Source organism: Micromonospora sp. NPDC049301 (assembly GCF_040678715.1).
Taxonomy (GTDB): Bacteria; Actinomycetota; Actinomycetes; order Mycobacteriales; family Micromonosporaceae; genus Micromonospora.
This window is the reverse complement of sequence record NZ_JBFAQO010000009.1, coordinates 86,179-110,742: the sequence shown is the minus strand read 5'-3', so window position 1 is coordinate 110,742 and position 24,564 is coordinate 86,179. Positions and strand designations below refer to the sequence as shown.

The 24,564-nt window shown below is 72.0% G+C and carries 24 protein-coding genes and 1 tRNA gene; 18 read left to right on the top strand and 7 right to left on the bottom strand.

The window, feature by feature from the left end; all coding sequences use genetic code 11:
- Window positions 1-45: 45 nt before the first annotated feature.
- Window positions 46-121, top strand: a tRNA-Lys gene (locus AB0K07_RS25180).
- A 131-nt stretch (window positions 122-252) separates the two neighbouring features.
- Here the strand turns inward: AB0K07_RS25180 and AB0K07_RS25175 are convergent.
- Window positions 253-1,428, bottom strand: coding sequence for a low temperature requirement protein A (locus AB0K07_RS25175; protein WP_363758175.1), 1,176 nt, complete (start codon window positions 1,426-1,428; stop codon window positions 253-255).
- A 417-nt stretch (window positions 1,429-1,845) separates the two neighbouring features.
- Complete coding sequence (locus AB0K07_RS25170) at window positions 1,846-3,042, bottom strand: low temperature requirement protein A (RefSeq protein ID WP_363758173.1); 1,197 nt, start codon at window positions 3,040-3,042, stop codon at window positions 1,846-1,848.
- A 411-nt stretch (window positions 3,043-3,453) separates the two neighbouring features.
- Here AB0K07_RS25170 and AB0K07_RS25165 point away from each other — a divergent pair, with 411 nt between their 5' ends.
- The 11 genes from AB0K07_RS25165 (at window position 3,454) to AB0K07_RS25115 (ending at window position 13,845) form a co-directional block, all read left to right on the top strand.
- Entirely contained in the window at window positions 3,454-4,719 is a 1,266-nt protein-coding gene (locus AB0K07_RS25165) for a beta-ketoacyl-[acyl-carrier-protein] synthase family protein (protein ID WP_363758171.1), read from the top strand.
- The gene (locus AB0K07_RS25160; RefSeq protein ID WP_363758169.1) at window positions 4,716-5,960 is read left to right on the top strand and encodes a ketosynthase chain-length factor; all 1,245 of its coding nucleotides are present in this window, start codon (window positions 4,716-4,718) and stop codon (window positions 5,958-5,960) included. The genes AB0K07_RS25165 and AB0K07_RS25160 overlap by 4 nt, the downstream gene beginning before the upstream one ends.
- A 41-nt stretch (window positions 5,961-6,001) precedes the next feature.
- Window positions 6,002-6,256 carry an acyl carrier protein gene (locus tag AB0K07_RS25155; RefSeq protein ID WP_363758167.1) on the top strand — a complete coding sequence of 85 codons (255 nt, stop codon included), beginning with the start codon at window positions 6,002-6,004 and terminating at the stop codon, window positions 6,254-6,256.
- Between the two features lie 65 nt (window positions 6,257-6,321).
- Window positions 6,322-7,296, top strand: a complete 975-nt coding sequence (locus AB0K07_RS25150) for an aromatase/cyclase (protein ID WP_363758165.1) — start codon at window positions 6,322-6,324, stop codon at window positions 7,294-7,296.
- Window positions 7,293-8,231 carry an MBL fold metallo-hydrolase gene (locus tag AB0K07_RS25145; RefSeq protein WP_363758163.1) on the top strand — a complete coding sequence of 313 codons (939 nt, stop codon included), beginning with the start codon at window positions 7,293-7,295 and terminating at the stop codon, window positions 8,229-8,231. Before AB0K07_RS25150 ends, AB0K07_RS25145 begins: the two co-directional genes overlap by 4 nt.
- A gap of 486 nt (window positions 8,232-8,717) precedes the next feature.
- Window positions 8,718-9,542, top strand: coding sequence for an AfsR/SARP family transcriptional regulator (locus AB0K07_RS25140; protein ID WP_363758161.1), 825 nt, complete (start codon window positions 8,718-8,720; stop codon window positions 9,540-9,542).
- 114 nt (window positions 9,543-9,656) lie between these two features.
- Entirely contained in the window at window positions 9,657-10,790 is a 1,134-nt protein-coding gene (locus tag AB0K07_RS25135) for a hydrolase (RefSeq protein ID WP_363758159.1), read from the top strand.
- 30 nt (window positions 10,791-10,820) lie between these two features.
- Window positions 10,821-11,177: an antibiotic biosynthesis monooxygenase gene (locus AB0K07_RS25130; protein WP_363758157.1), complete on the top strand. Its 357-nt coding sequence runs from the start codon at window positions 10,821-10,823 to the stop codon at window positions 11,175-11,177.
- A 121-nt stretch (window positions 11,178-11,298) separates the two neighbouring features.
- On the top strand, window positions 11,299-11,967 hold the full coding sequence (locus tag AB0K07_RS25125; RefSeq protein ID WP_363758155.1) for a hypothetical protein: 669 nt from the start codon (window positions 11,299-11,301) through the stop codon (window positions 11,965-11,967).
- Window positions 11,968-12,058: 91 nt separating this feature from the next.
- Window positions 12,059-12,787 carry an SDR family oxidoreductase gene (locus tag AB0K07_RS25120; RefSeq protein ID WP_363758153.1) on the top strand — a complete coding sequence of 243 codons (729 nt, stop codon included), beginning with the start codon at window positions 12,059-12,061 and terminating at the stop codon, window positions 12,785-12,787.
- Between the two features lie 20 nt (window positions 12,788-12,807).
- Window positions 12,808-13,845 (top strand): LLM class flavin-dependent oxidoreductase, encoded by a 1,038-nt coding sequence (locus AB0K07_RS25115; protein ID WP_363758151.1) that lies wholly within the window; start codon window positions 12,808-12,810, stop codon window positions 13,843-13,845.
- A gap of 87 nt (window positions 13,846-13,932) precedes the next feature.
- Here AB0K07_RS25115 and AB0K07_RS25110 read toward each other — a convergent pair whose 3' ends face one another.
- A complete protein-coding gene (locus AB0K07_RS25110; RefSeq protein ID WP_363758149.1) occupies window positions 13,933-14,466 on the bottom strand; it encodes a flavin reductase family protein in 534 nt (177 codons plus the stop codon).
- Between the two features lie 181 nt (window positions 14,467-14,647).
- Here AB0K07_RS25110 and accA point away from each other — a divergent pair, with 181 nt between their 5' ends.
- Window positions 14,648-16,384, top strand: coding sequence for an acetyl-CoA carboxylase carboxyl transferase subunit alpha (accA, locus tag AB0K07_RS25105; RefSeq protein WP_363758147.1), 1,737 nt, complete (start codon window positions 14,648-14,650; stop codon window positions 16,382-16,384).
- Window positions 16,385-16,439: 55 nt separating this feature from the next.
- On the top strand, window positions 16,440-17,807 hold the full coding sequence (locus tag AB0K07_RS25100) for an acetyl-CoA carboxylase biotin carboxylase subunit (protein WP_363758145.1): 1,368 nt from the start codon (window positions 16,440-16,442) through the stop codon (window positions 17,805-17,807).
- Between the two features lie 94 nt (window positions 17,808-17,901).
- Here the strand turns inward: AB0K07_RS25100 and AB0K07_RS25095 are convergent, their stop codons facing one another.
- Window positions 17,902-18,330, bottom strand: coding sequence for a nuclear transport factor 2 family protein (locus AB0K07_RS25095; protein ID WP_363758144.1), 429 nt, complete (start codon window positions 18,328-18,330; stop codon window positions 17,902-17,904).
- Window positions 18,331-18,573: 243 nt separating this feature from the next.
- On the opposite strand from AB0K07_RS25095, the gene AB0K07_RS25090 reads away from it, so the two are divergent.
- Both AB0K07_RS25090 and AB0K07_RS25085 read left to right on the top strand, forming a co-directional pair.
- A complete protein-coding gene (locus AB0K07_RS25090) occupies window positions 18,574-19,356 on the top strand; it encodes a 3-oxoacyl-ACP reductase (RefSeq protein WP_363758142.1) in 783 nt (260 codons plus the stop codon).
- Window positions 19,357-19,399: 43 nt separating this feature from the next.
- A complete protein-coding gene (locus AB0K07_RS25085) occupies window positions 19,400-19,915 on the top strand; it encodes a biotin/lipoyl-containing protein (protein WP_363758140.1) in 516 nt (171 codons plus the stop codon).
- 58 nt (window positions 19,916-19,973) lie between these two features.
- On the opposite strand, the gene AB0K07_RS25080 is transcribed toward AB0K07_RS25085, so the two are convergent.
- The 3 genes from AB0K07_RS25080 to AB0K07_RS25070 form a co-directional block, all read right to left on the bottom strand.
- Entirely contained in the window at window positions 19,974-20,606 is a 633-nt protein-coding gene (locus tag AB0K07_RS25080; RefSeq protein WP_363758138.1) for a DsbA family oxidoreductase, read from the bottom strand.
- 34 nt (window positions 20,607-20,640) lie between these two features.
- Window positions 20,641-21,066 carry a DUF6069 family protein gene (locus AB0K07_RS25075; protein WP_363758136.1) on the bottom strand — a complete coding sequence of 142 codons (426 nt, stop codon included), beginning with the start codon at window positions 21,064-21,066 and terminating at the stop codon, window positions 20,641-20,643.
- Window positions 21,067-21,134: 68 nt separating this feature from the next.
- Entirely contained in the window at window positions 21,135-21,650 is a 516-nt protein-coding gene (locus AB0K07_RS25070) for a MarR family transcriptional regulator (protein ID WP_363758134.1), read from the bottom strand.
- 120 nt (window positions 21,651-21,770) lie between these two features.
- Between AB0K07_RS25070 and AB0K07_RS25065 the strand changes: the two genes are divergently transcribed.
- Both AB0K07_RS25065 and AB0K07_RS25060 read left to right on the top strand, forming a co-directional pair.
- Entirely contained in the window at window positions 21,771-23,525 is a 1,755-nt protein-coding gene (locus tag AB0K07_RS25065) for an MFS transporter (protein WP_363758132.1), read from the top strand.
- 74 nt (window positions 23,526-23,599) lie between these two features.
- Window positions 23,600-24,514: an NADP-dependent oxidoreductase gene (locus AB0K07_RS25060; protein ID WP_363758130.1), complete on the top strand. Its 915-nt coding sequence runs from the start codon at window positions 23,600-23,602 to the stop codon at window positions 24,512-24,514.
- Window positions 24,515-24,564 lie beyond the last annotated feature (50 nt).

Here is a 24,564-nt window from a genome sequence, read left to right as displayed (position 1 = left end):
GAGCCCGGCTCGGCGGGGTGCTAATGTTCTCTCCGTTGCCGACGAGCGCCGCTAGCTCAACTGGCAGAGCAGCGGACTCTTAATCCGCGGGTTCGGGGTTCGAGTCCCTGGCGGCGCACCAGCAATAATCTGGGCATTCACCCTAACGGGTGGGTGCCCAGATGTCGTTTCGGGGTGATTGACAGCAACGGTGTCACCCGTCAGCACCATCACCCGTCAGAACAGGCTCGGGACGTGGGTGATACTTTCCGGCTAGCCAGGTGGTGAGGGCGGCTCGGGTGGGCGTCCTCGGGCACGGGCTGCGTCGGATACGGCGATCCCGGCCAGGACGAGAGCAGCGGCGGCGGCGACCAGCACGGGCGGCAGGAAGATCGTTGCCGGCGAGATGGCGGCGAGCAGGAGGACCCCGGCCACGCGGTTTCGGGACACCCGGCCGAACACCGTGTACTCGAAGGCGGCCCGTCCGGCGAGGAACAGTGCGGGTCCGCCGAGGATGACGGCGACCCACGCCGGTTGTGTGTGCCCGAACGGGTGCTCGATGACGAGCTCGTCGCCGACGGAGATCGCGACGATGCCGGCGACCATGACCAGGTGGGCGTAGATCGCCGACACGGTAACGCGGAGCGGATCAGGGGCGGCGGCGACGGCCCCGCCGAACACCTCCCCGGCACGGTGGATGTAGATCCGCCACAGCAGCACCGTGGTCGCGAACGCCACCACGACCGCCGCGCTGCGGTCAGCCTCGAAGGCGTTGCTGCTGAGCCCCAGCCCCGTCACCAGAATCAGCTCGCCGAGCGCAATGATGAAGAACTGCCGATGCCGCTCGGCCAGGAACTCGCCCGAGATCGCAAACTCCGCCGCACCCGCGCGGCCCAGCCTCGGCATGGGCCAGCCCAGTCTGGGCACCGTGTAGTCCACGGCCACCGCTAGCGCCCACAGCACCCCACGCGGCCAACCCTGCATGACAGCGCCCGCGATCCACGGCACCGCCGACACGCCGAACCAGAACAGCACCCGCATCTCGGGACGCTGCCGCTCGTCGCCACGCGCAATGAACACGAGAAACAGGCTGCGACCGACCTGGACGGCGACGTACGCGCCGGCGAAGACCAGGCCATGTTCGCCGAACGCCTCGGGTGCCGACGCCGCCAGCACCAAGCTGCCGAACATGGACCCGATGACCAGCACCTGTATCGCCGGCCGTTGCGGGTCGAACCTGTCGGCTACCGCCGACGTCTGGTCCCACACCCACCACACGGCGAGCAGCAGCACCAGCGTCTGGAAGGCGTCGCTCCAGTTCAGATGGTCCAGCAGCCCTTGCGAGAGCTGGAAGAGCGCGAAGACAAACACCAGGTCGAGGAACAGGTCCAGGAACGTCGCCCCCTGCTCCTCCGTTCCCCGCACCAGCCGGGCTGCGCCACCCGTCATCGGTTCGCCCCGTTTCTGCCGGTTCTGTCAGCCTCTGAGACAGTCGTACCACCCGGCAGCGCTGGTGGATGTGGATGTGCTGCTGCGGCCCGGGCCGACAACCTCGCCCGTGTCGGGCGACGGTAGAGGCCGATCAGTTCCGACAACTGACGTGCGACACAACTCCGCCAGGTGATGTGCGGCAGATCCGGCGACCTAGGGGCGGCAGGTTGGCCGCCGATCCGACGAAACGCCCTCTCCTGTAGCCGATAAGCGTGCACTGATCAAGGGCACGCGGGAGGGCCATGTTGACTCAGCGTCGCGGTGTCGAGGTCGACGTCCGACCGCCTCAGCGCGGCGGCCTCGCCGCGGTGACGGTCGGTCAGGGCGACCAGCCACCACAGGGTGAACAGCGGAATGCCGGGAGCTGCCGGTGGCCTAATTGTGGTCAGGCTCGCCAGCTCGCGGCGATGGCGCTTCGGCTGGGCCTGCCCGGGATCGGGCGACGTCGGCGACGGCAACGCCGGCCAGCACCACTGCGGCGGCGGTAGCGGCAAGGATCGGCGGCAAGTGGAGCGCCACTGGGACGAGGGCGGCCAGCACCAGCAACCCGATCGTTAGGGTCCAGGACACCCGTGGGTAGACCAGGTATTCCCAGAACCCGCGGCCAGCCAGGTACAGTGCGGGTCCGCCGAGTATGGCAAAGGCCAGGGCAAGTCCTGTGCGGCCAGTCGGTTGGGCGATGACGAGTTCGTCGCCGACTGCGGTGACGACGATACCGGCCACCAAAAACAGGAATGTAAATCCCGCCCAGCGGCTGATGCGGTTCGCCCCCGGGATCGCGCGCGTGGCCGCGTGGAGCAACGCCTCGGCGCGGGCGATGTAGATGCGGGCCAGCAGCGCGGCGGTGGCGATCGACACCAGGAACGCTGCGGTCCGGTCGGGTGCGAAGCCGCCGTCGCCGAGCGTCAACGCGCTGACCAGGATCAACTCGCCGAGCGCGATGATGAAGACCTGCTGGTAACGCTCGGCCACGTGCTCGGCCGCGACCGGCGGGTCCCAGTCAGCCTTGCGGCCGGCCCCTGGAAGGGGGTAGTCGAGCGCGTGGATCAGGTAGTCGAGGGCTATCGCCAATGTCCACAGCGCCACCCGCAGCGCTCCGTGTGTCAGAGCGCCTGCGATCCACGGCACGGCAGACACCCCAGCCCACACCAGCGCCGCCCAGGCGACGCGCTGCAGCCGGCCACGCAGGAACAGCCCGAGGAAGACGTGGCGGCCGATGTGCATCCCGACGTAGACACCCGCGAAGATCCAGCCATATTCGCCGAACGCCTCGGGCATGGCGGCACTCAGGAGCAGGGTGCCGGTCAGGGTCACGACGACACATAGCTGGACCCCCAGCCGCTGCGGGTCCAGCCGGTCCGTGATCCAGGTCGTGATGATCCAGATCCGCCAGACGGTCAGCAGCAGGACCGCGCTCTGGGCAGCGCCGCTCCAGTGCAGATGCTGGACCAGGTAGTGCGAGAGCTGGAACAGGGCGGCGACAAGCGCCAGGTCGAAGGCCAGTTCCAGGAACGTCGCCCGACGTGGAGCCTCGGGTGGGCGTATCGGTGCCGTCGCGCTGATCGTCGCCATCGACTCGCCAGTTCTGTCGACTTCATGCCGGATTGAAGGAGTCGTACCACGCCGCCGAGCCCCGGAGCTGCCAAACAGAGGGCCCGGAGGAGCCCGATCCACGAAGCCAACCGATGAGCCGGCGTTCGTGCCGGCCGCCATCCGGGCGCCCCTGGAGCCGGTACGGGTGCCGAACTGGTTCTGCGCCGGGGCCAGCCGTGGGACGGCCCGGCCGCGGGCCCATCAATCCTCGAGCGCGGTTCGAGCGCCGTTGCTGAGGCTGACTACGTCGCCGGGCGGCAACACCGGCGGCCGTCGTCCGTGCACGTCCGGCGAAGGGAACGCACCGGTGATGCATCGCTCAGTCTGCCCGCCGACTCCAGGTCCGGCCGCCCCGCCCCGGGCGCGCCGGATCGCCTCCGGAGCCCGCTCATGAGCCGCCGCGTGGTCATCACGGGTATCGGCGTCCGCGCTCCGGGTGGGCGCGGCACCAAGGAGTTCTGGGGCCTGCTCTCCTCGGGTCGCACGGCGACCCGCACCATCTCGTTCTTCGACGCCTCCCCGTTCCGGTCCCGGGTCGCCGCCCAGTGCGACTTCGACCCGGTGATGGAGGGGCTCAGCCCGCGCCAGATCCGTCGGATGGACCGGGCCACCCAGTTCGCCGTGGTCTGCGCGCGGGAGGCGGTGGAGGACAGCGGCCTCGACCTGGCGGTGACCGAGCCGCACCGGATCGGGGTGAGCCTGGGCAGCGCCGTGGCCGCCGCGACCAGCCTGGAACGGGAATACCTGGTGCTCTCCGACAGCGGGCGTCGGTGGCTGGTCGATCAGGACTATCTGTCGCCCCACATGTTCGACTACCTCATCCCCAGCGTGATGCCGGCGGAGGTGGCCTGGACGGTCGGTGCCGAGGGCCCGGTCACCATGGTCTCGGACGGCTGCACCTCCGGCCTCGACGCGGTCAGCTACGCCAGTGACCTGATCCGGGAGGGCACCCTCGACGTGGCGCTCACCGGTGCGGCCGACACCCCGATCACCCCGATCGTGGTGGCCTGCTTCGACGCGATCAAGGCCACCACGCCGCGCAACGACGAGCCCGAGCAGGCGTCCCGGCCGTTCGACGGCACCCGCAACGGGTTCGTCCTCGCCGAGGGGGCGGCGATGTTCGTGGTGGAGGAGTACGAGCACGCGCGACGCCGCGGCGCGCACGTCTACGCGGAGATCACCGGCTACGCGACCCGCTGCAACGCGTACCACATGACCGGCCTGAAGCGGGACGGCCGGGAGATGGCCGAGGCGATCCGGGCGGCGCTGGACGACTCCCGGTTGGACCCGACGGCGGTGGACTACGTAAACGCCCACGGCTCGGGCACCCAGCAGAACGACCGGCACGAGACCGCGGCATTCAAGCGCAGCCTCGGTGACCACGCGTACCGGGTGCCGGTCAGCTCCATCAAGTCCATGGTGGGCCACTCGCTGGGGGCGATCGGCTCGATCGAGATCGCCGCCTGTGCGCTGGCGATCGAGAACGGCGTGGTGCCGCCCACCGCCAACCTGCGGACCCCCGACCCGGAGTGCGACCTCGACTACGTGCCGCTCACCGCCCGGGAACAGCGGCTGGACACCGTGCTCAGCGTCGGTAGCGGCTTCGGCGGCTTCCAGAGCGCGATGGTGCTGCGGTCGGCGGGGGCGGCGGCATGAGCGAGCCCGTCTACGTCACCGGCATCGGTGTGGTCGCCCCGAACGGCCTCGGTGTCAAGGAGTTCTGGTCCGGCACGCTGGAGGGTCGCAGCGGGATCGCGCCGCTGACCCGGTTCGACTCCACCGGATATCCGGCGCGCCTCGCCGGGCAGATCCTCGACTTCGACGCGGCCGAGCACCTGCCGAACCGGCTGCTGCCGCAGACCGACGTGTCCACGCGGCTGGCCCTCGCCGCCGCCGACTGGGCGCTGCGCGACGCGGCCGTCGACCAGGCCGCGATGACGGACTACGACATGGGCGTGATCACCTCGAACGCCTCGGGCGGCTTCCAGTTCACCCACGGGGAGTTTCGCAAGCTGTGGTCCCAGGGGCCGCAGTTCGTCAGCGTCTACGAGTCGTTCGCCTGGTTCTACGCGGTCAACACCGGCCAGATCTCGATCCGGCACGGGATGCGCGGGCCGGGGGCGGTGCTGGTCGCCGAGCAGGCGGGTGGCCTGGACGCTCTCGGGCACGCCCGGCGTACCGCCCGGCGTGGCACGGGCCTGGTGGTCACCGGCGGCGTCGACTCCTCCTTCGATCCGTGGGGTTGGCTGTCGCACCTGTCCAGCGGCCGGGTCAGCGGCGCGGTCGACCCGGATCGGGCGTACCTGCCGTTCGACACCGCTGCCAGCGGCTACCTGCCGGGGGAGGGCGGCGCCATCCTGGTCGTCGAGCGCGCCGACGCCGTCGCCCGGCGACGGGCGCCACAGGTGTACGGGGAGATCGCCGGCTACGCCGCCACCTTCGACCCGCCGGAGGGCAGCGACCGGCCGCCCGGGTTGCGGCGAGCCGTGGAGCTCGCGCTCGACGACGCCGGCCTGCGGCCCGGGGACGTGGACGTGGTGTTTGCGGACGCGGCGGGGCTGCCCGAGCTGGACCGGGCCGAGGCCGAGGCGATCCGGGAGGTTTTCGGCCCGGGCCGGGTGCCGGTCACCGCGCCGAAGACGCTGACCGGTCGGCTCTACTCCGGCGGCGGGCCGCTGGACGTCGTCGCCGCCCTGCTCTCGATCCGCGACGGGGTGGTCCCGCCGACCTGGCACACGACCGACGTGCCGGCCGACCACGGCATCGACCTGGTGCTCGGTGCGCCGCGCAACCGTCCGGTCTCCGTCGCCCTGGTCCTGGCCCGGGGTCGCTGGGGCTTCAACGCGGCGATGGTCCTGCGGGCCGTCGCTGGCGACGCGGAGTCCGTCCGCGTCTGACGTACACGACGAGTGACACCGTGACCGATGAGGAGAAACCAATGTCCGTCATGACCCTCGACGACCTGCGCCGGATTCTGGTCGAGTGCGCCGGCGAGGACGACTCGACCGCCGTCGCCGGCGACATCGCCGACGTTCCCTTCGAGGATCTCGGCTACGACTCGCTCGCCCTGATGGAGACGGCCGCGCGGATCGAGCAGCGGTTCGGGGTGCGCCTCCCGGACGACGAGGTCCTGGAGCTGAGTACGCCGAATGCCGTGCTCGACGCGGTGAACAAGGCCGCAGCCGGCGTCTGAGCTGCCGCGTGGTGCGGCCGCCGGCCGACCCACGCACCCACCGATGGAACGGGAGTTGCCCAGCCATGAGCGGTCCGAAGCCGTACACCACCGAGCACACCTCCGTCGTCCCCGGTTCCCCCGACCTCGTCTACGAGCTGGTGGCGGATGTCCGTCGCTGGCCCGCGGTGTTCGGGCCGACCGTGCATGTCGAGCACCTCGGCCACCAGGGGCGGCAGGAGCGGTTCCAGCTCTGGGCGCTGGTCAACGGGGAGGTGAAGACGTGGACGTCGCGCCGGGTGCTGGAGCCCGACGCGGGCCGGATCCGGTTCGAGCAGGAACGCAGTCAGCCACCGGTGGCGTCGATGGGCGGCGAGTGGCTGTTCCAGGCGCTGCCCGGCGAGCGGACGAAGGTGGTGCTGCGCCACCACTTCACCGCGGTCGACGACGATCCCGCGGCGGTCGCCTGGGTCCGCGAGGCCCTGCACCGCAACAGCCCCGCCGAGCTGGGGGCGCTGGCCCGGATCGCCGAACTGGGCGAGCCGCTCGAGGACGTGGTGTTCTCGTTCGAGGACACGGTCGAGATCCCGGGTGCGGTGGCCGACGCCTACGAGTTCGTCGACCGGGCGGATCGCTGGGCCGAGCGGTTGCCCCACGTGCGGCGGGTCGCGCTGACCGAGGAGGTGCCGGGCGTCCAGACCCTGGAGATGGAGACGGTGACCGCGGAGGGGGCCGCGCACACCACCCGCTCCGTCCGGGTGTGCCGGGCACCGGAGCTGGTCGCCTACAAGCAGCTGGTACCCCCGACGTTGCTGCTCGGGCACAGCGGCACCTGGTCGTTCACCGAGCGGGCCGGCGACGCCGTCGTGACCGCCCGGCACACCGTGGCGATGAACCCGGGCGCGGTGGCCGAAACGCTCGGCGCCGGGACCAGCCTGGCCGACGCCAGCGCGTACGTCCGGGCGGCGCTGGGCGGTAACAGCCGCGCCACCCTCGCCCGGGCCGGCGAGTTCGCCGCGGCCCGCAGAGCGGGGCGGACGACCGGGGCTTCCGCCCGGTGAGCGCCTCCTCGCGGACGGCCCGCGCACCGGCGTCAGCGGCCGAACTGGTGGAGGTCGCCGACGGTGTCCACGCCTACACCCAGCCCAATGGCGGGTGGTGTCTCAACAACGCGGGGATCCTGGTGGGCGGCGATGGCGTGTTGGTGGTGGACACGGTGGCCACCGAGGCGCGGGCGGTACGGCTGCGGCAGACCGTCGACCGGCTCGGCGCCGGACCGGGCCGCATCCTGGTCAACACGCACCATCACGGGGACCACACGTTCGGCAACTTTGCCTTCGGTCCCACCGCGACGATCGTCGCCCATGAGCAGGCCCGGACGGAGATGGCGGCGACCGGTATGGCCCTGACCGGCCTCTGGCCGGACGTGGCGTGGGGCGACGTCCGGGTCGTCCTGCCCCACCTCACGTTCCGGGAGGCCGTCACGCTGCACCAGGGCGACCGGCGGGTGGAACTCATCCACGTCGGTCCGGCGCACACCACCAACGACGTCGTCGCCTGGCTGCCCGAGGAGCGGGTGCTGTTCGCCGGTGACGTGGTGCTGGCCGGCTGCACGCCGTTCAACCTGATGGGATCGATCGAGGGTGCGCTCCGGGCGGTGGCCCGGCTGCGCCGGCTCGCGCCGGTGACGGTGGTCTGCGGGCACGGCCCGGTCACCGGGCCGGAGGTGTTCGACCGGACGGAGGCGTACCTGCGCTGGATCCAGGAGGTGGCGGCCGCCGGGTTGGCCGCCGGGCTGACCCCGCTGGAGGCGGCCCGGGACACCGACCTGGGTGAGTTCGCCGACCTGCTCGACGCCGAGCGGATGGTGGGGAACCTGCACCGGGCGTACGACGAGCTGCGCGGCGGCGAACCCGGTCGCCCCCTGGACGTCTCATCCGTTTTCGCGGAAATGGTGGATTTCAACGGAGGGCGGCTGCCGGACTGCTGGGCCTGATCGGCGCATCGCTAGGGTGGCGGGAACGGGCTGTCGTTCCCGTCGCCCTCGCCTGCATTTCCTTCATCGTTCTTTCGCGTGACCCGGAAATGTTTCACGTCGATGAATTTGCGCGCACAACGAATAACGCGGCCGTCCGATCGTGGACGGAAAGGGCTGCGACTTCTGTCGGATAGTGTGATGCGTCGGCCAAGTTGGCCCTTCGGATAATGCATTTCCCCAGCTCAATGCCCGTGCCGGCGGTAGAGTGGCGCACATCACTACGTGCGGGCCAGGTGGGTCGCCGAGTATGCTCGGCCCGGGCTGCAATTGGCGCCTGGCGAACACCGGATTGTCCGCAGTCCGATAGTCCGCCGTAACTGTTTGGAGCAGTTGATACAACTGCTTCCGGGGGGACGTCGACGTCGCCCGCCTGGCGATTCGCTCCAGGCATGACGGATGTCCGGCATGAACCGTCGGTGAATAACGGACCAGTTCGGGGGAAGAGTGCGTTTCAAGCTGCTCGGTCCACTGGAAATCGTCGCGGACAGCGGAAAAGCCTGCACATTGAGCACGCCGAAGGTGTGCCAGGTGCTGGCCCTGCTGCTCATCCGACCCAACGAAATCGTCAGCGTGAGTTCGCTCGTGGAGGAGTTGTGGGCGGACGCCCCGCCCCGGAGCGCGGTCACCACGCTGCAGACGTACGTCTACCACGCGCGCCGCATCTTCGCCCGGCAGGAACTGGCGCCCCCGGGCCGTACGCTGCTCGTCACCCGACCGCCGGGTTACCTCATCGACGTCGCCGAGGACGAGGTCGACGCCGCGGTCTTCGTCCGGCTCACCAAGCAGGGGCGGACCCTGCTCGACGAGGGCCGGCTGGAGGAGGCGTCCCGGGTGCTGCGCGAGGCGCTCGACCTGTGGGGAGGTGCCGCGCTGGCGAACATCACCGCCGGCACGGTCCTGCGGGGACAGATCACCCACCTCGAAGAACTCAAGATCAGGGCCATCGAGCTGCGGATGGAGGCCGAGCAGCGGCTCGGGCGCTACCGCGAGCTGATCCCGGAGCTGCGCGCGTTGGTCAACGCGTACCCGCTCAACGAGTGGTTCCACGCCCAGCTCATCACGGCGCTCAACCGCTCCGGTCGGCGGGCCGAGGCGTTGCAGGCGTACCACGACCTGCGGCGCATCCTCGACGAGGAACTCGGGGTGCTACCCACGCCGGAGATCCAGCAATTGCAGTTCGAGCTGCTCAACGTCGGGCAGTTGCCCACGCCCGGACGGCGCCCCGGCGGGCCCGTCGGCGCCCGGGCCCACGTCCGGGTCGCCTCGTGACCCGGCGCGCACCTCGTCGGGGCTCGGGCCGAGCTGACGTCGAGTTGTCCTCGAGTCCCTCCTGAGAACGTGACCGGCGATGCCAGCCGTCCCGTGGCCCGAGGAGGCACAGAGGTGCGCGAACAGATGTCCAACCAGACCGGTCTGCTGGACGCTGCCGGCCAGGTCGCCGACCTGGCCGGCAAGCGTGCCGGCGAGGCGGAAGCCGACCGGCAACTGCATCCCGAGGTGGTCCGGGCCGTCATCGAGGCCGGCTTCGCCCGTCACTTCGTACCGTCTCGGTGGGGCGGCAACGCGGGCACCTTCGCCGAGGTGACCCGCGGCGTCGCGGTGATCGGCGAGAGCTGTGCCTCCACCGCCTGGTACGCGTCACTGACCGCGAGTCTCGGCCGGATGGCGGCGTACCTGCCAGCCCCCGGTCAGGAGGAGCTGTGGCGGGATGGCCCGGACCCGCTGATCGTCGGCGCGCTGATGCCACTCGGCGAAGCCAGACCGGTGCCGGGGGGCTGGCGGGTGAGCGGTCGGTGGCCGTTCGTCAGCGCGGTGGAGTTTTCCGAGTGGGCCCTGGTCTGCGCCATGGCGAAGACCGACGGGCCGCCCGAGGCCCGGTTCTTCGCCGTCCCCCGCGACGCGTACACCACCGTGGACACCTGGTTCAACGTGGGGATGCGGGCGACCGGGAGCAACACTCTCGTGCTGGACGACGTGGTCGTGCCGGCCGAGCGGTCCTTCACCCGCGAGGCGGTGGCGCAGGGCCGGGCCACCGACGCGGACGCGCCGTGCCACCGGGTGCCGCTCAAGGCCGCCAACGGCCTGGCGTTCGCGGTGCCCGTGCTGGGCGCGGCCGACGGCGCCCTGAAGCTCTGGACGTCGTGGATCGCCGAGAAGCTGCGCACCAGCCCGGCCAACGGCATCAGTGGCGGCCCGACCTACGACGGCACCCTGGCGCGCAGCGCCGGTGAGATCGACGCCGCCCGGCTGCTGCTCGACCGGGTCGCCGCGGTGGCCGACGGCGGCGCGGTGACCGCGCTGGAGACCGCCCGCAACAGCCGCGACTGTGCGCTCGCCGTCGACCTGCTGGTCTCGGCCGTGGACCGGCTGTTCCGCGCCGCTGGCACTCGGGCCCAGGCCGACGGTAACGGTCTGCAGCGGGCCTGGCGGGACGTCAACGCCGCCGCCAGTCATGTCGTGCTCCAGTTCGAACCCGCCGCCGCGGCGTACGCCGCCCAGGCCCTGCACCGGGCCTGATTCCGCATACCCGTCCGAGGAGGGACGTCCATGGTCCACACCGACCGGCCCGAGGCCGGCTTCATCGCCATCGTCACGCTGCGCACCGACGGGCCCGAGACCCAGCGTCAGCTGCTCGACCTGCTGGTCCGCGACGTCGAGGAGTGGGTCCGCCACTGCCCCGGGTTCATCTCGGCCAACTACCACTTCAGCATCGACGGCACCCGGCTCGTCAACTACGCCCAGTGGACCAGTGAGGAGGCGTACCGCGAGTCCTTCAAGAGCAACCCGCGGGCCGGGGCGCTGCGCCAGGCGCTGGCGGGCATGCCGGGGGTCCAGGGGCCGGAGATGGTCGCCTACACCCTCCGGCGCAGCATCCCGGCCGCCGAGGTCGCCAGCCGGAACTGACCAGCACCGTCCGGTGTGGACGCCGCGTCGAGCGAAGTTCGATCCGGGGTTGGCACGGTTCTCCTGCCACCCGACGGACCACACCGGTCCCGTCCGGGTGCCTCACTAGGAAAGGACGATGATGACCACTGGTATGACCTGGAGCCGTCGCCTGCTCGCCGCCGCGACGCTCGCCGTCGTGGGACTCGCGGCGGTGCCCGGCACGGCCGGCGCCGACACCGGCCGGAGTGCGACGGGCACGGCCACGCCCCGTGTCACCACCGCGACGCCGGTCAACTACAGCTGCTACGTCACCTTCCCCGGCGGCTCGACGACCGTGCCGTTCGGTCTGACCTTCACCTCGACCGCCCCGGAGCGGGTCGCCGCGTACCGGCCGTTCAGCGTGACGCTGGACCCGCAGCAGTGGACGCCGGACCCGACGTTCAACCTGGAAGTCCGCAACGTCACGGTCAGGTACCGGCTGCCGGCGAATGCCTGGTACGTCTGGCACCAGCTCTCCGGCGGACTCAACCTCGGGTCGACCCCGCCGCAGGTGAAGGTCGACTACGCGGCCCGGACGCTGACCCTGACCGTTGCCGGGCCGCTGCCCGCCAGCGTGCCGTTCGACCTGCCCACCGTCACGGTCTACCTGCTGTCCGGGCCGAGCGGGGTGGCCCAGACGGCCACCGGTGGCACGAGCCTGACCGACCCGTCCTGGAGTTGGGTGCGCACCGACCTGGAGGGCGTGCAGCGGCCCTTCGACTGCAACCCGGCCACGCCGGTCGTGTTCAGCAGCACCACCATCGGCTGACCTCGCAGCGATGGTCGGCGGTGCGGGTGCCGGTGATGATCCGACACCCGCACCGCCGTGGCCAGTCAGGGAGAGCGAAGGAGAGCACGACATGACAGACAAGCGTGTCGCGGTGGTGACCGGGTCGTCGTCCGGCATCGGTGCGGCGGTCGCCCGCCGACTGGCCGACGAGGGGATTCGGGTGGTGGTCAACTCGGTCCGCTCCCGGGAGGCGGGCGAGGAGCTCGCCGCCGCGCTGCCCGAGGCCCGGTACGTCGCCGCCGACGTCGCCGACCCGGTCCAGGCCGCCAGCCTGATCGACACGGCGGTCGAGACGTACGGCCGGCTGGACATCCTGGTCAACAACGCGGGCCGGACCCGCTTCATCCCGCACCACGACCTCGCCGCGGTGACACCGGAGGTCTGGCGGGAGATCCTCGATCTCAACGTCATCGGCACCTGGCAGACCACGGTGGCGGCGATGCCGCACCTGAGCGCCTCCGGCGCGGGGTGCGTCGTCAACATCTCCTCGGTGGCCGGCAGCCGGCCCGCCGGCAGCTCGATCCCGTACGCGGTGAGCAAGGCCGCCGTGGAGCACCTCACCCGTCTGCTGGCGAACGTGGCGGGACCGCAGGTCCGGGTGAACGCGGTCGCCCCGGGGCTGATCGAGACACCGTGGACGGCATCCTTCACCGAGATCGCGGAGAAGGTGCGGCAGAGCACCCCGCTGCGTCGCGTCGGCGCTCCCGCGGACGTCGCCGAAGCGGTCGCCGGCGTCGTCGCCGCGAGCTACATGACCGGGCAGGTCGTGCTGGTGGACGGCGGAGCCCACCTCATCTGAGACGCCGGAAGGAGACCCCGATGAAGCTGGCCGTGAACCTGGTCTACCAGGACGCCGCGGTGCTCGCCCGGGCCGCCGAGGAACTGGGCTACGCGATCGCCCTCGCCCCCGAGGGGTACCGCTCCGACGCCGCGAGCGTGCTGGGCCTGGTGGCGGGGCGCACCGAACGGATCGGGCTGGCGTCGGGGGTGATGCAGATCCCCGCCCGTACGCCCGGTCTGGCCGCGCTGACCGCGGCGACCCTCGACGCCGTCAGCGGCGGCCGTTTCCGGCTGGGCCTCGGGGTGTCCAACCCGGAGGTGTCCGACGGGTGGTACGGGGTCGCGTTCGACCATCCCCTGCAACGCACCCGCGAGTACGTGGAGATCGTCCGGGCGGCGTTGCGCGGCGGGCCGGTGCGGTACGAGGGACGGCATTTCCGCCTGCCCCGGGACGGCGCCGGGAGCGCCCCGCTGCACGTGCTGACCGAGCCGGTCCGTCCGGACCTGCCGATCTACCTCGCCGCGGTCGGCCCGCGCAACCTGCGGCTGGCCGGCGAGATCGCCGACGGGTGGATCGGCGTCTTCACCTCGCCCGAGCTGACCGCCCACGCCGTCGCGCGGCTGCGCGAGGGTCGGGCGGGTGTCGGCCGCACCCTGGACGGCTTCGAGACGATGCCCTGCCTGCCGACGGCCATCATGGACGACACCGTCGCCGCCGTCGACCTGGTCCGCGGGCAGTACGCGTACCTGCTCGGCATCGGCGACCCGGAGCGGAACTTCTACGTCTCCCTGGCCCGGCAGATGGGATTCGACGGTGCCGTGGAGAAGGTCCACGAGCTGGTCCGCGGCGGTGACCGCGCCAGCGCGGCCGCCGCGGTGCCGTTCGATTTCGTCTGCGCGACCGCGCTGGTCGGACCGGTGGACCGGGTGGCCGCCCGGATGCGGGAGTACGCGGAGGCCGGGGTGACCACACTCGGGGTGATGGTGTCGGCCGCGTCGACCGACACCGACGGCCGGTTGGCGCTGCTCCGGCTCGCCGCCCGGGCGCTGCGGCTCTCCGGCGTGGGCGAGGACTGAGCGGCGGCGACGAGGGGGCCGGGCCCGCGGGCCCGGCCCCCTTCGATGGCTGGTGTTCCGGAGACCGGCGCAGGCCGGCGCCGCCCATCAGCCGGCCGGCATCGGGCCGACGGCGCCGAAGGCGCGGTCGACGTAGAGCGCCGGGCTCCGGGTCTCCGCCATCCGCACCGAGTGCACCAGGCCGACCAGGATGACGTGGTCGCCGGCGTCGTGCTGCTGGTGCAGGTCACACTCGATCACCGCCACCGCCCCGTCGACCACGGTCAACCCGTTGCCGGTCCGGACGAACCGGCCCTGGGCGAACTTGTCCCCGCGCTTGCTGGCGAACCGGCGAGCCAGCTCGGTGTGGTGCGCCTGGAGGATGCTGACCGCGAACTGCTTGCAGCCCTGGAAGACCGGGAACGAGCGGGCCGTCCGGGACAGGCAGACGAGGATCATGGGCGGCTCCAGCGAGACCGAACAGAACGAGTTCGCGGTGAAGCCGTACGGGGTGTCCTCGGGGCCCTGGGTCGTCACGATGGTGACGCCGGTGGGGAAGGACGCCATCGCGGCTCGGAAGGCGTCGGGGTCCAGTGGCTCCCGACGGGTGTCATCCAGCTCGGACGGATCCGCTGAGATCATCTCGTTCCTCTGCTTCCGGTCGGTTGCGTCGAACGTCCCGGACTCACGCTGAACCCCGGTGCTCGAGCCCGGGTCGAGTCGGGCTGGGGCACGCCGGCACCAGCGATCCTCGGTCGTCGCTCGAGCGGTACGGGGCAGATTGCTCCTCGCCAGCAGAGAGCCGGCCGGGGGGAGTGGACGGATGACGCAGACCGTGGACCGGATCGTGGACGAGCCGGGGTGGGTGCTCTGCCCCGGTTGCACCACCCCCGTGTACGGCAAGCGGTGGCTGCGCAACCTGAGCGTCTGCCCCGAGTGCGGCCGGTACACCGCGCTGACCGCGGTCGAGCGGTTGACGCAGCTCGTCGACGACGGCCGCTACGAGCGGCTCGACCTGGTGGCGCGCAGCGAGGACCCGTTGCAGTTCGTCGACACCGTGCCGTACCCGGCGCGCCTGGCGGAGGCCCGGGCCCGGACCGGCCTGGACGAGGCGGTGCTCTGCGCGCGGGCGACCGTCGAAGGCGTCCCGGTGGTCCTGGCGGTGATGGACTTCCGCTTCCTGGGCGGCAGCCTGGGCAGCGCGGTGGGCGAGCTGATCACGTTGGCCGCGGAGGTCGCGCTGGCCGGTCGTACGCCGCTGGTCATCGTCTCCGCCTCCGGCGGCGCCCGGATGCAGGAGGGTGTGCTGTCCCTCATGCAGATGGCCAAGACGGCCGCCGCGCTGGCGCAGCTCGACGAGGCGGGAGTGCTGACGGTCTCCCTCATCACCGACCCGACCTTCGGCGGCGTCGCGGCGTCCTTCGCCACACTCTGCGACGTCATCCTGGCCGAGCCCGGCGCCCGGCTCGGCTTCGCCGGTCGGCGGGTCATCGAGCAGACCATCCGGCAGCAGTTGCCGGCCGAGTTCCAGACCGCGGAGTTCCTGCTCGACCGCGGCGTCGTCGACCGGATCGTGCCCCGGTCCCGGCTCCGCGCCGAACTCGGCCGTTTGCTGCGCGCGGGCACCGGCGCCGATGGGCCCTCCGGCGACGGCCGGTCCTCCGGCGACGGCCGACCCGAGGCGGGGGCTGACGTGCTGGTGCGGGACCCGGGCCGGTTGCCCGAGGTCGACCCGTGGGAGCAGGTCCGCCGGGCGCGTGACCTGGCCCGCCCGACCACGCTCGACTATCTAGCGACGGCCTTCGTCGACTTCCAGGAGCTGCACGGGGACCGCATCTCCGGCGACTGTCCCTCGGTGGTCGGCGGGACGGCGTGGCTCGACGGGCGTCCGGTCCTGGTGATCGGGCAGCAGAAGGGGCACACCGCGGCCGAGCTGTCGCAGCGCAACTTCGGCATGCCGATGCCCTCCGGGTACCGCAAGGCGGCCCGGCTGATGCGGCTGGCCGAGAAGCTCCGGCTGCCGGTGGTGACGCTGGTCGACACGCCCGGCGCCTACCCCGGCGCGGACGCCGAGGAGCAGGGCCAGGCCGTGGCCATCGCCGAGAACCTCCGGCTGATGGCCTCACTGACCGTCCCGGTCATCACCATGATCATCGGGGAGGGGGGCAGCGGGGGCGCGCTGGCGCTGGCGGTCGCCAACCGGGTGCTGGCCTTCACCTCCGCGGTCTACTCGGTGATTTCGCCGGAGGGCTGTGCGGCGATCCTCTGGAAGGACCCGACGGCGGCGCCCCGCGCGGCCGCGGCCCTGCGGGTCGGCTCCCGGGACCTGCTCCGGCTGGGCGTCGTCGACGGCGTGGTGGTCGAACCGGACGGCGGCACCGGGGCCGACCCGCTGACCGCCGCGGACGCCCTGCGTCGCGCCCTGGCCGGCATCCTCGACGAGCTGCGGGACCTGACCGGCCCGCAGTTGCGGGCCGACCGCCGGGCCCGGTTCCGCCAGTACGGCTCGGCGCTGACCGTCGAGTCCGAGCTGCGGACCATGAGCCAGCCCCGCCGGTGAGCACCCCGCCCGTACGCCGCCCGCGCTCCGCCGGCGCCACCTTCGAAGGAGAGTCGTGTTCCGTACGATCCTGATCGCCAACCGGGGCGAGATCGCGCTCCGGGTGGCCCGCGCCTGCCGGGAGATGGGCATCCGCACCGTCGCCGTGCACTCGACGCAGGACCGCGACTCGGCGGCCGTGCGGTACGCGGACGAGGCGGTGCAGATCGGTCCTCCGCCGCCCCGGCAGAGCTACCTCTGTGCCGCCGCGATCCTGGAGGCGGCCCGGCGCACCGGCGCGGACGCCATCCACCCCGGGTACGGCTTCCTCTCCGAGGACCCCGACTTCGCGGAGGCGTGCGCCACGGAGGGGATCGTCCTGATCGGACCGCCGGCGCCGGTGATGGCGAAACTGGGGGACAAGGGCTCCGCCCGGGCGATCATGTCGGCCGCCGGCCTGCCACTGCTGCCGGGCAGCCTCGATCCGCTCGGGCCGGAGGCCGCACACCGGCTCGCCGACGAGATCGGCTACCCGGTGATCATCAAGGCGGTCGCCGGGGGCGGCGGGCGCGGCATGCAGGTGGTGACCCGGTCCGACGAGTTCCCCGACGCCCACCGCCGGACGCGGGCCACCGCTCAGATGCTCTTCGGCGACGGCCGGGTGTACGTGGAGAAGTACCTGCGCAGCGCCCGGCACGTCGAGATCCAGGTGCTCTGCGACGCGTACGGCAACGCCATCCACCTCGGCGAGCGTGACTGCAGCGTGCAGCGCCGGCACCAGAAGCTCATCGAGGAGACACCGTCACCGCGGATGCCGGACGGCCTCGCCGAGCGGATGGGTGCCGCGGCCGTCGCCGGCGCGTCGGCGGTCGGCTACGTCGGGGCGGGCACCTTCGAGTTCCTGGTCGACCCGGACGCCCGGTACCACTTCATGGAGGTCAACTGCCGGATCCAGGTGGAGCACCCGGTCACGGAGGCCGTCACCGGCGTGGACCTGGTGCAGGAACAGCTCCGGGTGGCGGCCGGCGAGCGGCTGACCCTGACCCAGCAGGACATCCGACCCCGTGGGGTGGCGATCGAGTGCCGACTCAACGCCGAGGACCCGGACGCCGGCTTCGCACCGACCCCCGGGCTGATCGAGGAGTTCGTCGTGCCCGCCGGGCCGTTCGTCCGGGTGGACACCCACGCCTACCCCGGCTATGTCGTGCCGCCGAACTACGACTCGCTGCTGGCGAAGCTGATCGTCTGGGCGCCGGACCGGGACCGGGCCATCGCCCGGATGCTGCGTGCGCTCGACGAGTGCCGGGTGTCGGGCCCCCGGATGAGCACCACCCGCGACTTCCTCCGGAAGGTCGTCGACCATCCGACCTTCCGGGCGGCGGAGCACACCACCGCCCTCGTCGACGAACTCTTCGCCGCCGTCCGGGTGCCGGCCGCCCGGTAGACGACGCCGCTGGGCGGGCCGATCCGGCAGGCCGCGAGACGGGAGACGGCGCGGCAGGGCGGACCCTGCCGCGCCGGAGGACCCGATGCGCCGGTCACGGCACCACGTCGTGGTCCACCTTCCGGGACCGGGTGAGCAGCGCGCCGTTCTCCCGGACCAGGACGTCGTGGACCACGCAGCTGGGCGCGATGGTCACGTTGCGGCCGGGGCGGGTGGTGACCACCAGGGCGTAGTAGGTGGCCGCGATGGCCCCGCCGTCGAGCGGGTCCAGTTTCAGCATGTTGAACCAGTGCCGGCGGACCACCGGGTCGTCGGCGAAGCGCTGGTGGAACCGGTTCAGCTCGGCGACGATGCCCGCCCGGGTGCGGGCCGGTGGCTGCTGCGGGGTGTGGGTGAACTCGCCGTCCTCGGTGAACGTCGCCGCGTACTCCTCGAACGCGCCCCCGTCGAGCAGATGCATCTGCCGCGCGTAGAAGTGCTGGACCTCGACGTACAGGTCGGTGAGGGACTGGGTACCGATCATCGCGCTCCTCCGGGAAGAGACTGGGCGGCCGGTCCAGGTCGCCCTCCGGGGCTACCGCCTGCGCACGCCGCCGTGGCCCTGGCGGCCACTGCGCCCACCGTGCCCCGACGGCCTCGAACCGGCCTCGAGAACGCGGCGAGCGTCCGCGGCCGGGCGGGTGTTCCAGACCGGTTCGACGCGGCCTCGAGCCCGCTGCGTCACCGTCACAGCGTCCTGTCGTACGGAGTGGTCAGTGGAGGAACCGTGGAGGGTAACCAGCCGGTCGCGATCGTGACCGGGGCGACCAGTGGCATCGGTCTGTCAATCACCAGGCGGTTGGCCGCAGGCGGCCACCGTGTCTTCATCTGCTCCCGTCACGACGAGGAGCTGTCGGCGACGATCAAGGCGCTCCGTGACGAGGGTTCCGAGGTGGACGGCCAGGCCTGCGACGTCTCGGTGCCCGACGACATCCGTCGGTTCGTGACGGCCGCCGTGGCCCGCTACGGGCCGGTCGACGTGCTGGTCAACAACGCCGGCCGCAGCGGCGGCGGCGCCACCGCGGAGATCACCGACGAGCTTTGGTTCGACGTGATCAACACCAACCTGAACAGCGTCTTCCTGATGACCAGGGAGGTGCTCAAGGCCGGGGGAATGCTCGAGAAGGGGCACGGCCGAATCATCAACATCGCCTCCACCGGCGGTAAGCAGGGCGTGGTGCACGCGGCGCCGTACTCGGCCTCGAAGCACGGCGTGGTCGGTCTCACCAAGGCGCTCGGCCTGGAGTTGGCGCGCTCCGGCATCACGGTGAACGCGGTCTGCCCGGGCTTCGTGGAGACGCCGATGGCCGAGCGGGTCCGGACGCACTACGCGGACATCTGGGGGGTCTCCGAGGAGGAGACCCACGACCGGATCACCGCCCGGGTCCCGCTCGGCCGCTACGTCCAGCCCGACGAGGTCGCCGCGATGGTCGACTACCTGGTCGGCGACAACGCCGCGGCGGTCACCGCCCAGGCGCTCAACGTCTGCGGCGGCCTGGGCAACTACTGACCGCCGTGGTTCTCCGATCTCCCGCCGAGCAGGAAGGCTGGCAATGAGCCCAGACACCGCCGCCGCAGGCGACGGCACCGACCGGACGTCGCCCGATCTTTCGGCAGCCCTGGACGCCGTACGGCGCAGCGCCCTGCAACTTCTCGCCGACCTGCCCCGGCAGCCCTCCGCGCTTCGGATCCGGGCCGGCGAGCTGACGCTGGAGGCGGAGTGGTCGGCGGCCGAACCGGCCGTCGCCACGGCGGTGCCGCCGGCTCCGGCGGGGTCGGCGGCTGCCACCCCGGCGGCCGAGGCCGTAGCGGACTCCGGGCAGCACTTCGTCCGTGCCCCCACGGTCGGCGTGTTCTACCGGGCCCCGGAGCCCGGCGCGAAACCGTTCGTCACCGAGGGCGACATCGTCTCGCCGGGCCAGCAGGTGGGCATCGTCGAGGCGATGAAGCTGATGATCCCGGTCAACGCCGACGTGCACGGCACGGTGGTGGCGATGCTGCGCGAGGACGGCGCCGGCGTCGAGTACGACGAACGCCTGATCGCCCTGGCGCCGCTCGACGCCGGGTGAGCGGGCCCCGCGGAGCGGGGCCGGCCGGATGTTCGTCGTCCGGCCGGCCCCGTCGCCGTCAGGACGGGGTCGCGGGGGCCTGCGCCCGGCGGAGCAGGGCGAGATACTCCTGCACCTCGACCGCTCCGGCGACGTGCTGCCGGCGGTCGACCAGCACGGTCGGCACGGCGGTCACCCCCTCCGCGCGGGCCTCCGCGTGCACCTCGGCGGCGTACCGGTTGCTGTCGAGGACCTGCCGGGCCGTCGCCGGGTCGAGCCCGACCTCCTCGGCGAGCCCGACCAGCACGTCGTGGTCGGCGACGTTGACGTTCTCGGTCAGGTGGGCGCGGAAGAGGCGTTCGGTCATCTCGTCGCGCCGTCCGTGCGTGCCGGCCAGGTGGGTCAGCCGGTGCGCGTCGAACGAGCTGACCGGGCGGACGGTGTCGAGGTTGAGCTCCAGCCCCTCCTGGGCGCCCAGGCTGCGGATCCAGCCAAAGAGTTTGGTCACCTCGGCCTCGCTCCGGCCCCGCCAGCGCACCATTCCTTCGCCGAGCGTGATGTCCGGTGTGCGGGTGTGGCCGGGCCGCAGTTCGTAGCTGCGCCAGGTGATCCCGACCCGCGGGTCGCCCAGCCGGGCCAGCGCCTTCTCCAACCGCCGTTTACCGATGTAGCACCAGGGACACATGATGTCGGACCAGACCTCGACGAGCATCGTCGTCCTCCTCTTCGTGGGCGCCGTCGGCCCGTCACGCCGCCCGGGTGGCGGTCCGGCGCAGGCCGAGGATGAGCACGGCGGCCAGTGCGGTGTGCATGAGCACGATGATCACCCGGTCCATCACCCGGAAGCCGGGCAGGTAGGGCAGGGTCGCCAGGTAGAGCAGGACGGCGACCACCGTCCAGATGGTCAGGGCCTTGGGGGTGAAGCGCTCCAGCACCGTCAGGAAGGCCAGGCCGGCGAAGCAGGCGATGGTTGCCGCGCCGACCATCTCGCCGAATTCCATCGGGCGCGAGACGCTCGAGCCGGGGGTTTCCGGCACCCGCAGCTCGTAACCGCCGACGCGGACGAAGACGAGGTAGACGACGGCGGCGGCGAGGACCGCCGAGAGGGTGACGAGGATCCGGACGCCGAGGCGTCCGAGGGCGGGGCGGACGTGTTCCGTGGTCGTGGCCATGCTCTGCTCCCTTTGCTGTCGTTGACGGCGACGGCGCCGGCGGCACACCCCGGTCGGGACGTGGTGGGTCAGCCCCCGCCGGGGCCGTCGGTGGCCGGTGCGTCCGGGAGGTCCCAGGACAGCTCCAGCTCGTTGATGTACCTGACGTGCTCGGCCTGGAACTCCCGGCCGGAGTTGATGAAGCCTTCGATGACTTCGAGTTCGTCGGTGGAGTACTTCTCGAAGTTGCGGAGCGACCACTGCACCACCGGCCCGTACAGCTGGGTGCTGATGTGGTCGGCCAGCGCGGTCAGGCGGACCACCACCCGTCGCCGGTCGGTCGGGTCCTTGACCCGCTCGACCAGCCCGCGTTCGGCGAGCCGGTCGACCACCGTGGTCAGTGCGTTCGGGCTGATCCCGCACGCCTGGGCCAGGGCGGTCGCGGTCATCGGTCCTTCGTTGAGGGCGTCCAGGCATCGTCCGTCGGTGCGGTTGATGCCGATCTTGTGGAAGGCGGTGTCGTCGAGCAGATCGGTCTGCAGGCGGGCGGCTCGCCACGCACGCATCAGGCCGAAGACCACCTCGTCCCGCGTTCGTCTTGACATGATTACTCCGACTCCCGAATACTTCGCGTTTAGAAGGTATCGACTTTCGAACGTTTTGGCTAGCGCTTCCCGGCTGACGGAGGAACCGGCAGCCGGATCACCCTCACGGACGGGGACGACATGGCCGACAACCTGGCCCTCGCGCCGCAGCCGACGACGGCCGGCGGAGCCTACCGGTGGCGGTGGCTGGCGTTCGTCGTGGTCCTGCTGGCCTCGATCATGAATCTGCTCGACACCCTGGTCACCAACATCGCCGCCCCGTCGATCCGAGCCGAACTGGGCGGAGGCCCGGCACTGATCCAGTGGCTCGGCGCCGGCTACACGCTGGCCCTGGCGGCCGGTCTGATCACCGGCGGCCGGCTCGGCGACCTCTACGGGCGCAAACCGGTGTTCCTGGTCGGTGCGGTCGGCTTCACGATGACCTCCCTAGTCTGCGCCCTCGCCGCCTCGCCGGGCATGCTCATCGGTGCCCGGGTGGCCCAGGGCCTCTTCGGCGCGGTGATGCTCCCGCAGGGGCTCGGCGTGATCCGCTCGGTCTTCCCGCCCCGCGAGTTGGGCACCGCGTTCGGTGTCTTCGGCCCGGCCATGGGTCTCGCCTCGGTCGCCGGCCCCGTGCTGGCCGGCGGGCTGATCAGCGCGGACCTGTGGGGCACCGGCTGGCGGATGATCTTCCTGATCAACCTGCCGCTCGGGCTGTTCGCCGTCGTGGCGGGGGCCCGCTTCCTGCCCGCCGGCCGGGAGTCCGCCGCGCGCCGCCTCGACCTGCCCGGTGCGGTGCTGGCCGCGGTCGCCGCTCTGCTGCTGGTCTATCCCGTCGTGCAGGGGCGCGAACTCGACTGGCCGGCCTGGGTCTTCCTGCTCATCGCGCTGGCGCTGGTGCTCTTCGTCGGCTTCGCCCGGTACGAGGCCGGCGTCCAGCGACGTGGCGGCGATCCGCTCATCGTGCCAACCCTCTTCGGTAACCGCGCCTTCACCGGCGGCCTCGCCACCGGGCTGGCCATCTTCACCTCCATGGTGGGCTTCGCCCTGGTGTTCGCCGTCTTCCTCCAGGCGGGTCTCGGCTTCTCGCCCCTCAAGGCCGGGCTCACCGTCCTGCCCCAGGCGCTGGGCAGCCTGGTCGGCTTCGCGGCCACCGCGGTCGGCCTGACCCAACGGCTGGGACGCCGGTCCCTGCAACTGGGCACGCTGCTGATGATCAGCGGAGTGCTCGGGGTGTTCCTGGTGCTCCGCATCGAGGGCGCGGACGTGTCGCCGTGGCACTTCGCGCCCATGCTGCTGATCTACGGCGCCGGCCTGGGTCTGTTCCTCTCCCCGTTCTTCGACATCGTGCTGGCCGGGGTGCGCCCCGCCGAGTACGGCTCGGCATCGGGGACGTTGAACGCCATGCAGCAGCTCGGCGGCGCCGTCGGCGCGGCGGTGCTGGGCACCGTGTTCTTCAGCCTCCTCGGCGGTCAGGTGGCGCAGGCCGTCGACGCCGACGCCGCCACCCTCAGGTCCCGGCTGGCGGCGGTCGGCGTCACCGCCCCCGAGCAGCAGCGCATCGTCGACGGGCTGCGCGCCTGCGGCCGGGAGAACGCGGACGCGACCGACCCCGACGCCGTTCCCGCGGCCTGCCGCCGGCTCGGCGACGAGGTCACCCGGGCCGCTGGCGCGACCTCCGACGGGGCCGCGGTGACCGCAACCGTCGGCGAGGCCGGGCGGGATGCCACGCAGGGCGGGTTCGCCGCCGCCCTGCGCGGCACCATCTGGGCCGCCGTCGGGCTGCTGGCCACCGCGTTCGCGCTGACCTTTCTGCTGCCGCCGTACGCCCGCCGACAGCAGCCGGCCCGTGCGGGGGACGGGCCGACCGGGCAGGAGACCGGATCGGCGAGCTGAGTGGCACCCGTGCACGACCCTCGACAGATGTCCACCATCGACACCGGCGCCCGGCGCCGGCGGAAGGAAACCAGATGGCCAAGATCGTGGTGTTCAACGAGTACGGCGGCCCGGAGGTGCTCCACCTCGTCGAGGTGCCGGACCCGGTGGCCGGGCCCGGACGGGTGCGTATCCGGGTGAAGGCCGCGGGCGTGCAGCCGTTCGACTGCGCGACGCGACGCGGCGACTTCGCCGCGTACAACCCGCTGACCTTCCCGGTCCGGCTCGGCAACGAGGTGGCCGGCGTCGTCGACCAGGTCGGTGAGGGCGTCACCGGCTTCGCCGAAGGCGACGAGGTCGTCGCCTTCCTCACCATGGAGGGGTACGCCGACACGGTCGTGGTCCCCGCCGACCAGGTGGGCCACAAACCCGCGAAGATGTCGTGGGCCGAGGCGGGGGTGCTGACCGCGTCCGGCCAGACCGCGTACACCGCCCTCGACGAGCTGCGCGTCGGGCCTGGCGACACGCTGCTGATCCACGCCGCCGCCGGTGGCGTGGGCTCGTTCGCGGTGCAGCTCGCGCAGGCCCGTGGCGCCCGGGTGATCGGCACCGCCAGCGAGCGCAACCACGACTACCTGCGCTCGCTCGGGGCGACCCCGGTCACCTACGGCCCGGGGCTGGCCGACCGGGTCCGGGAGGCGGCGCCGGAGGGGGTGGACGCGGTGCTCGACGCGATCGGCGGCGAGGCGCTCGACGTCTCCGTGGAGCTGCTCGGCAGCACGGAACGGATCGTCACGATCGCGGACTGGGCGCGGTCGGCCCAACTGGGCATTCGTCGCGTGGGCACCGAGCGATCGGCGCAGAAGCTCGACGACCTGACCCGTCTCTACACGGAGGGCAAGCTGGTCGTCGAGGTCGCCAGCACCGTGCCGCTGGGGCAGGCCGCCGAGGCGCACCGCCAGGTCGAGACCGGCCACGTGCGGGGCAAGGTGGCGCTGGTCGTCGAGTGACCGGTGGCCGTGCAGACGCAGCTCCGGGCGGCGACCGCCCGGAGCTGCGT

Bases quoted from the DNA above. Each gene is read 5' to 3' on its own strand.
- AB0K07_RS25175 (WP_363758175.1), bottom strand. From the start codon at position 1,428: ATGACGGGTGGCGCAGCCCGGCTGGTGCGGGGAACGGAGGAGCAGGGG.
- AB0K07_RS25160 (WP_363758169.1), top strand. From the start codon at position 4,716: ATGAGCGAGCCCGTCTACGTCACCGGCATCGGTGTGGTCGCCCCGAAC.
- AB0K07_RS25080 (WP_363758138.1), bottom strand. From the start codon at position 20,606: ATGCTCGTCGAGGTCTGGTCCGACATCATGTGTCCCTGGTGCTACATC.
- AB0K07_RS25070 (WP_363758134.1), bottom strand. From the start codon at position 21,650: ATGTCAAGACGAACGCGGGACGAGGTGGTCTTCGGCCTGATGCGTGCG.
- AB0K07_RS25095 (WP_363758144.1), bottom strand. From the start codon at position 18,330: ATGATCGGTACCCAGTCCCTCACCGACCTGTACGTCGAGGTCCAGCAC.
- AB0K07_RS25075 (WP_363758136.1), bottom strand. From the start codon at position 21,066: ATGGCCACGACCACGGAACACGTCCGCCCCGCCCTCGGACGCCTCGGC.
- AB0K07_RS25110 (WP_363758149.1), bottom strand. From the start codon at position 14,466: ATGATCTCAGCGGATCCGTCCGAGCTGGATGACACCCGTCGGGAGCCA.
- AB0K07_RS25150 (WP_363758165.1), top strand. From the start codon at position 6,322: ATGAGCGGTCCGAAGCCGTACACCACCGAGCACACCTCCGTCGTCCCC.
- AB0K07_RS25165 (WP_363758171.1), top strand. From the start codon at position 3,454: ATGAGCCGCCGCGTGGTCATCACGGGTATCGGCGTCCGCGCTCCGGGT.
- AB0K07_RS25130 (WP_363758157.1), top strand. From the start codon at position 10,821: ATGGTCCACACCGACCGGCCCGAGGCCGGCTTCATCGCCATCGTCACG.
- AB0K07_RS25065 (WP_363758132.1), top strand. From the start codon at position 21,771: ATGGCCGACAACCTGGCCCTCGCGCCGCAGCCGACGACGGCCGGCGGA.
- AB0K07_RS25115 (WP_363758151.1), top strand. From the start codon at position 12,808: ATGAAGCTGGCCGTGAACCTGGTCTACCAGGACGCCGCGGTGCTCGCC.
- AB0K07_RS25155 (WP_363758167.1), top strand. From the start codon at position 6,002: ATGTCCGTCATGACCCTCGACGACCTGCGCCGGATTCTGGTCGAGTGC.
- AB0K07_RS25085 (WP_363758140.1), top strand. From the start codon at position 19,400: ATGAGCCCAGACACCGCCGCCGCAGGCGACGGCACCGACCGGACGTCG.
- AB0K07_RS25060 (WP_363758130.1), top strand. From the start codon at position 23,600: ATGGCCAAGATCGTGGTGTTCAACGAGTACGGCGGCCCGGAGGTGCTC.
- AB0K07_RS25120 (WP_363758153.1), top strand. From the start codon at position 12,059: ATGACAGACAAGCGTGTCGCGGTGGTGACCGGGTCGTCGTCCGGCATC.
- AB0K07_RS25125 (WP_363758155.1), top strand. From the start codon at position 11,299: ATGACCACTGGTATGACCTGGAGCCGTCGCCTGCTCGCCGCCGCGACG.
- AB0K07_RS25170 (WP_363758173.1), bottom strand. From the start codon at position 3,042: ATGGCGACGATCAGCGCGACGGCACCGATACGCCCACCCGAGGCTCCA.
- accA (WP_363758147.1), top strand. From the start codon at position 14,648: ATGACGCAGACCGTGGACCGGATCGTGGACGAGCCGGGGTGGGTGCTC.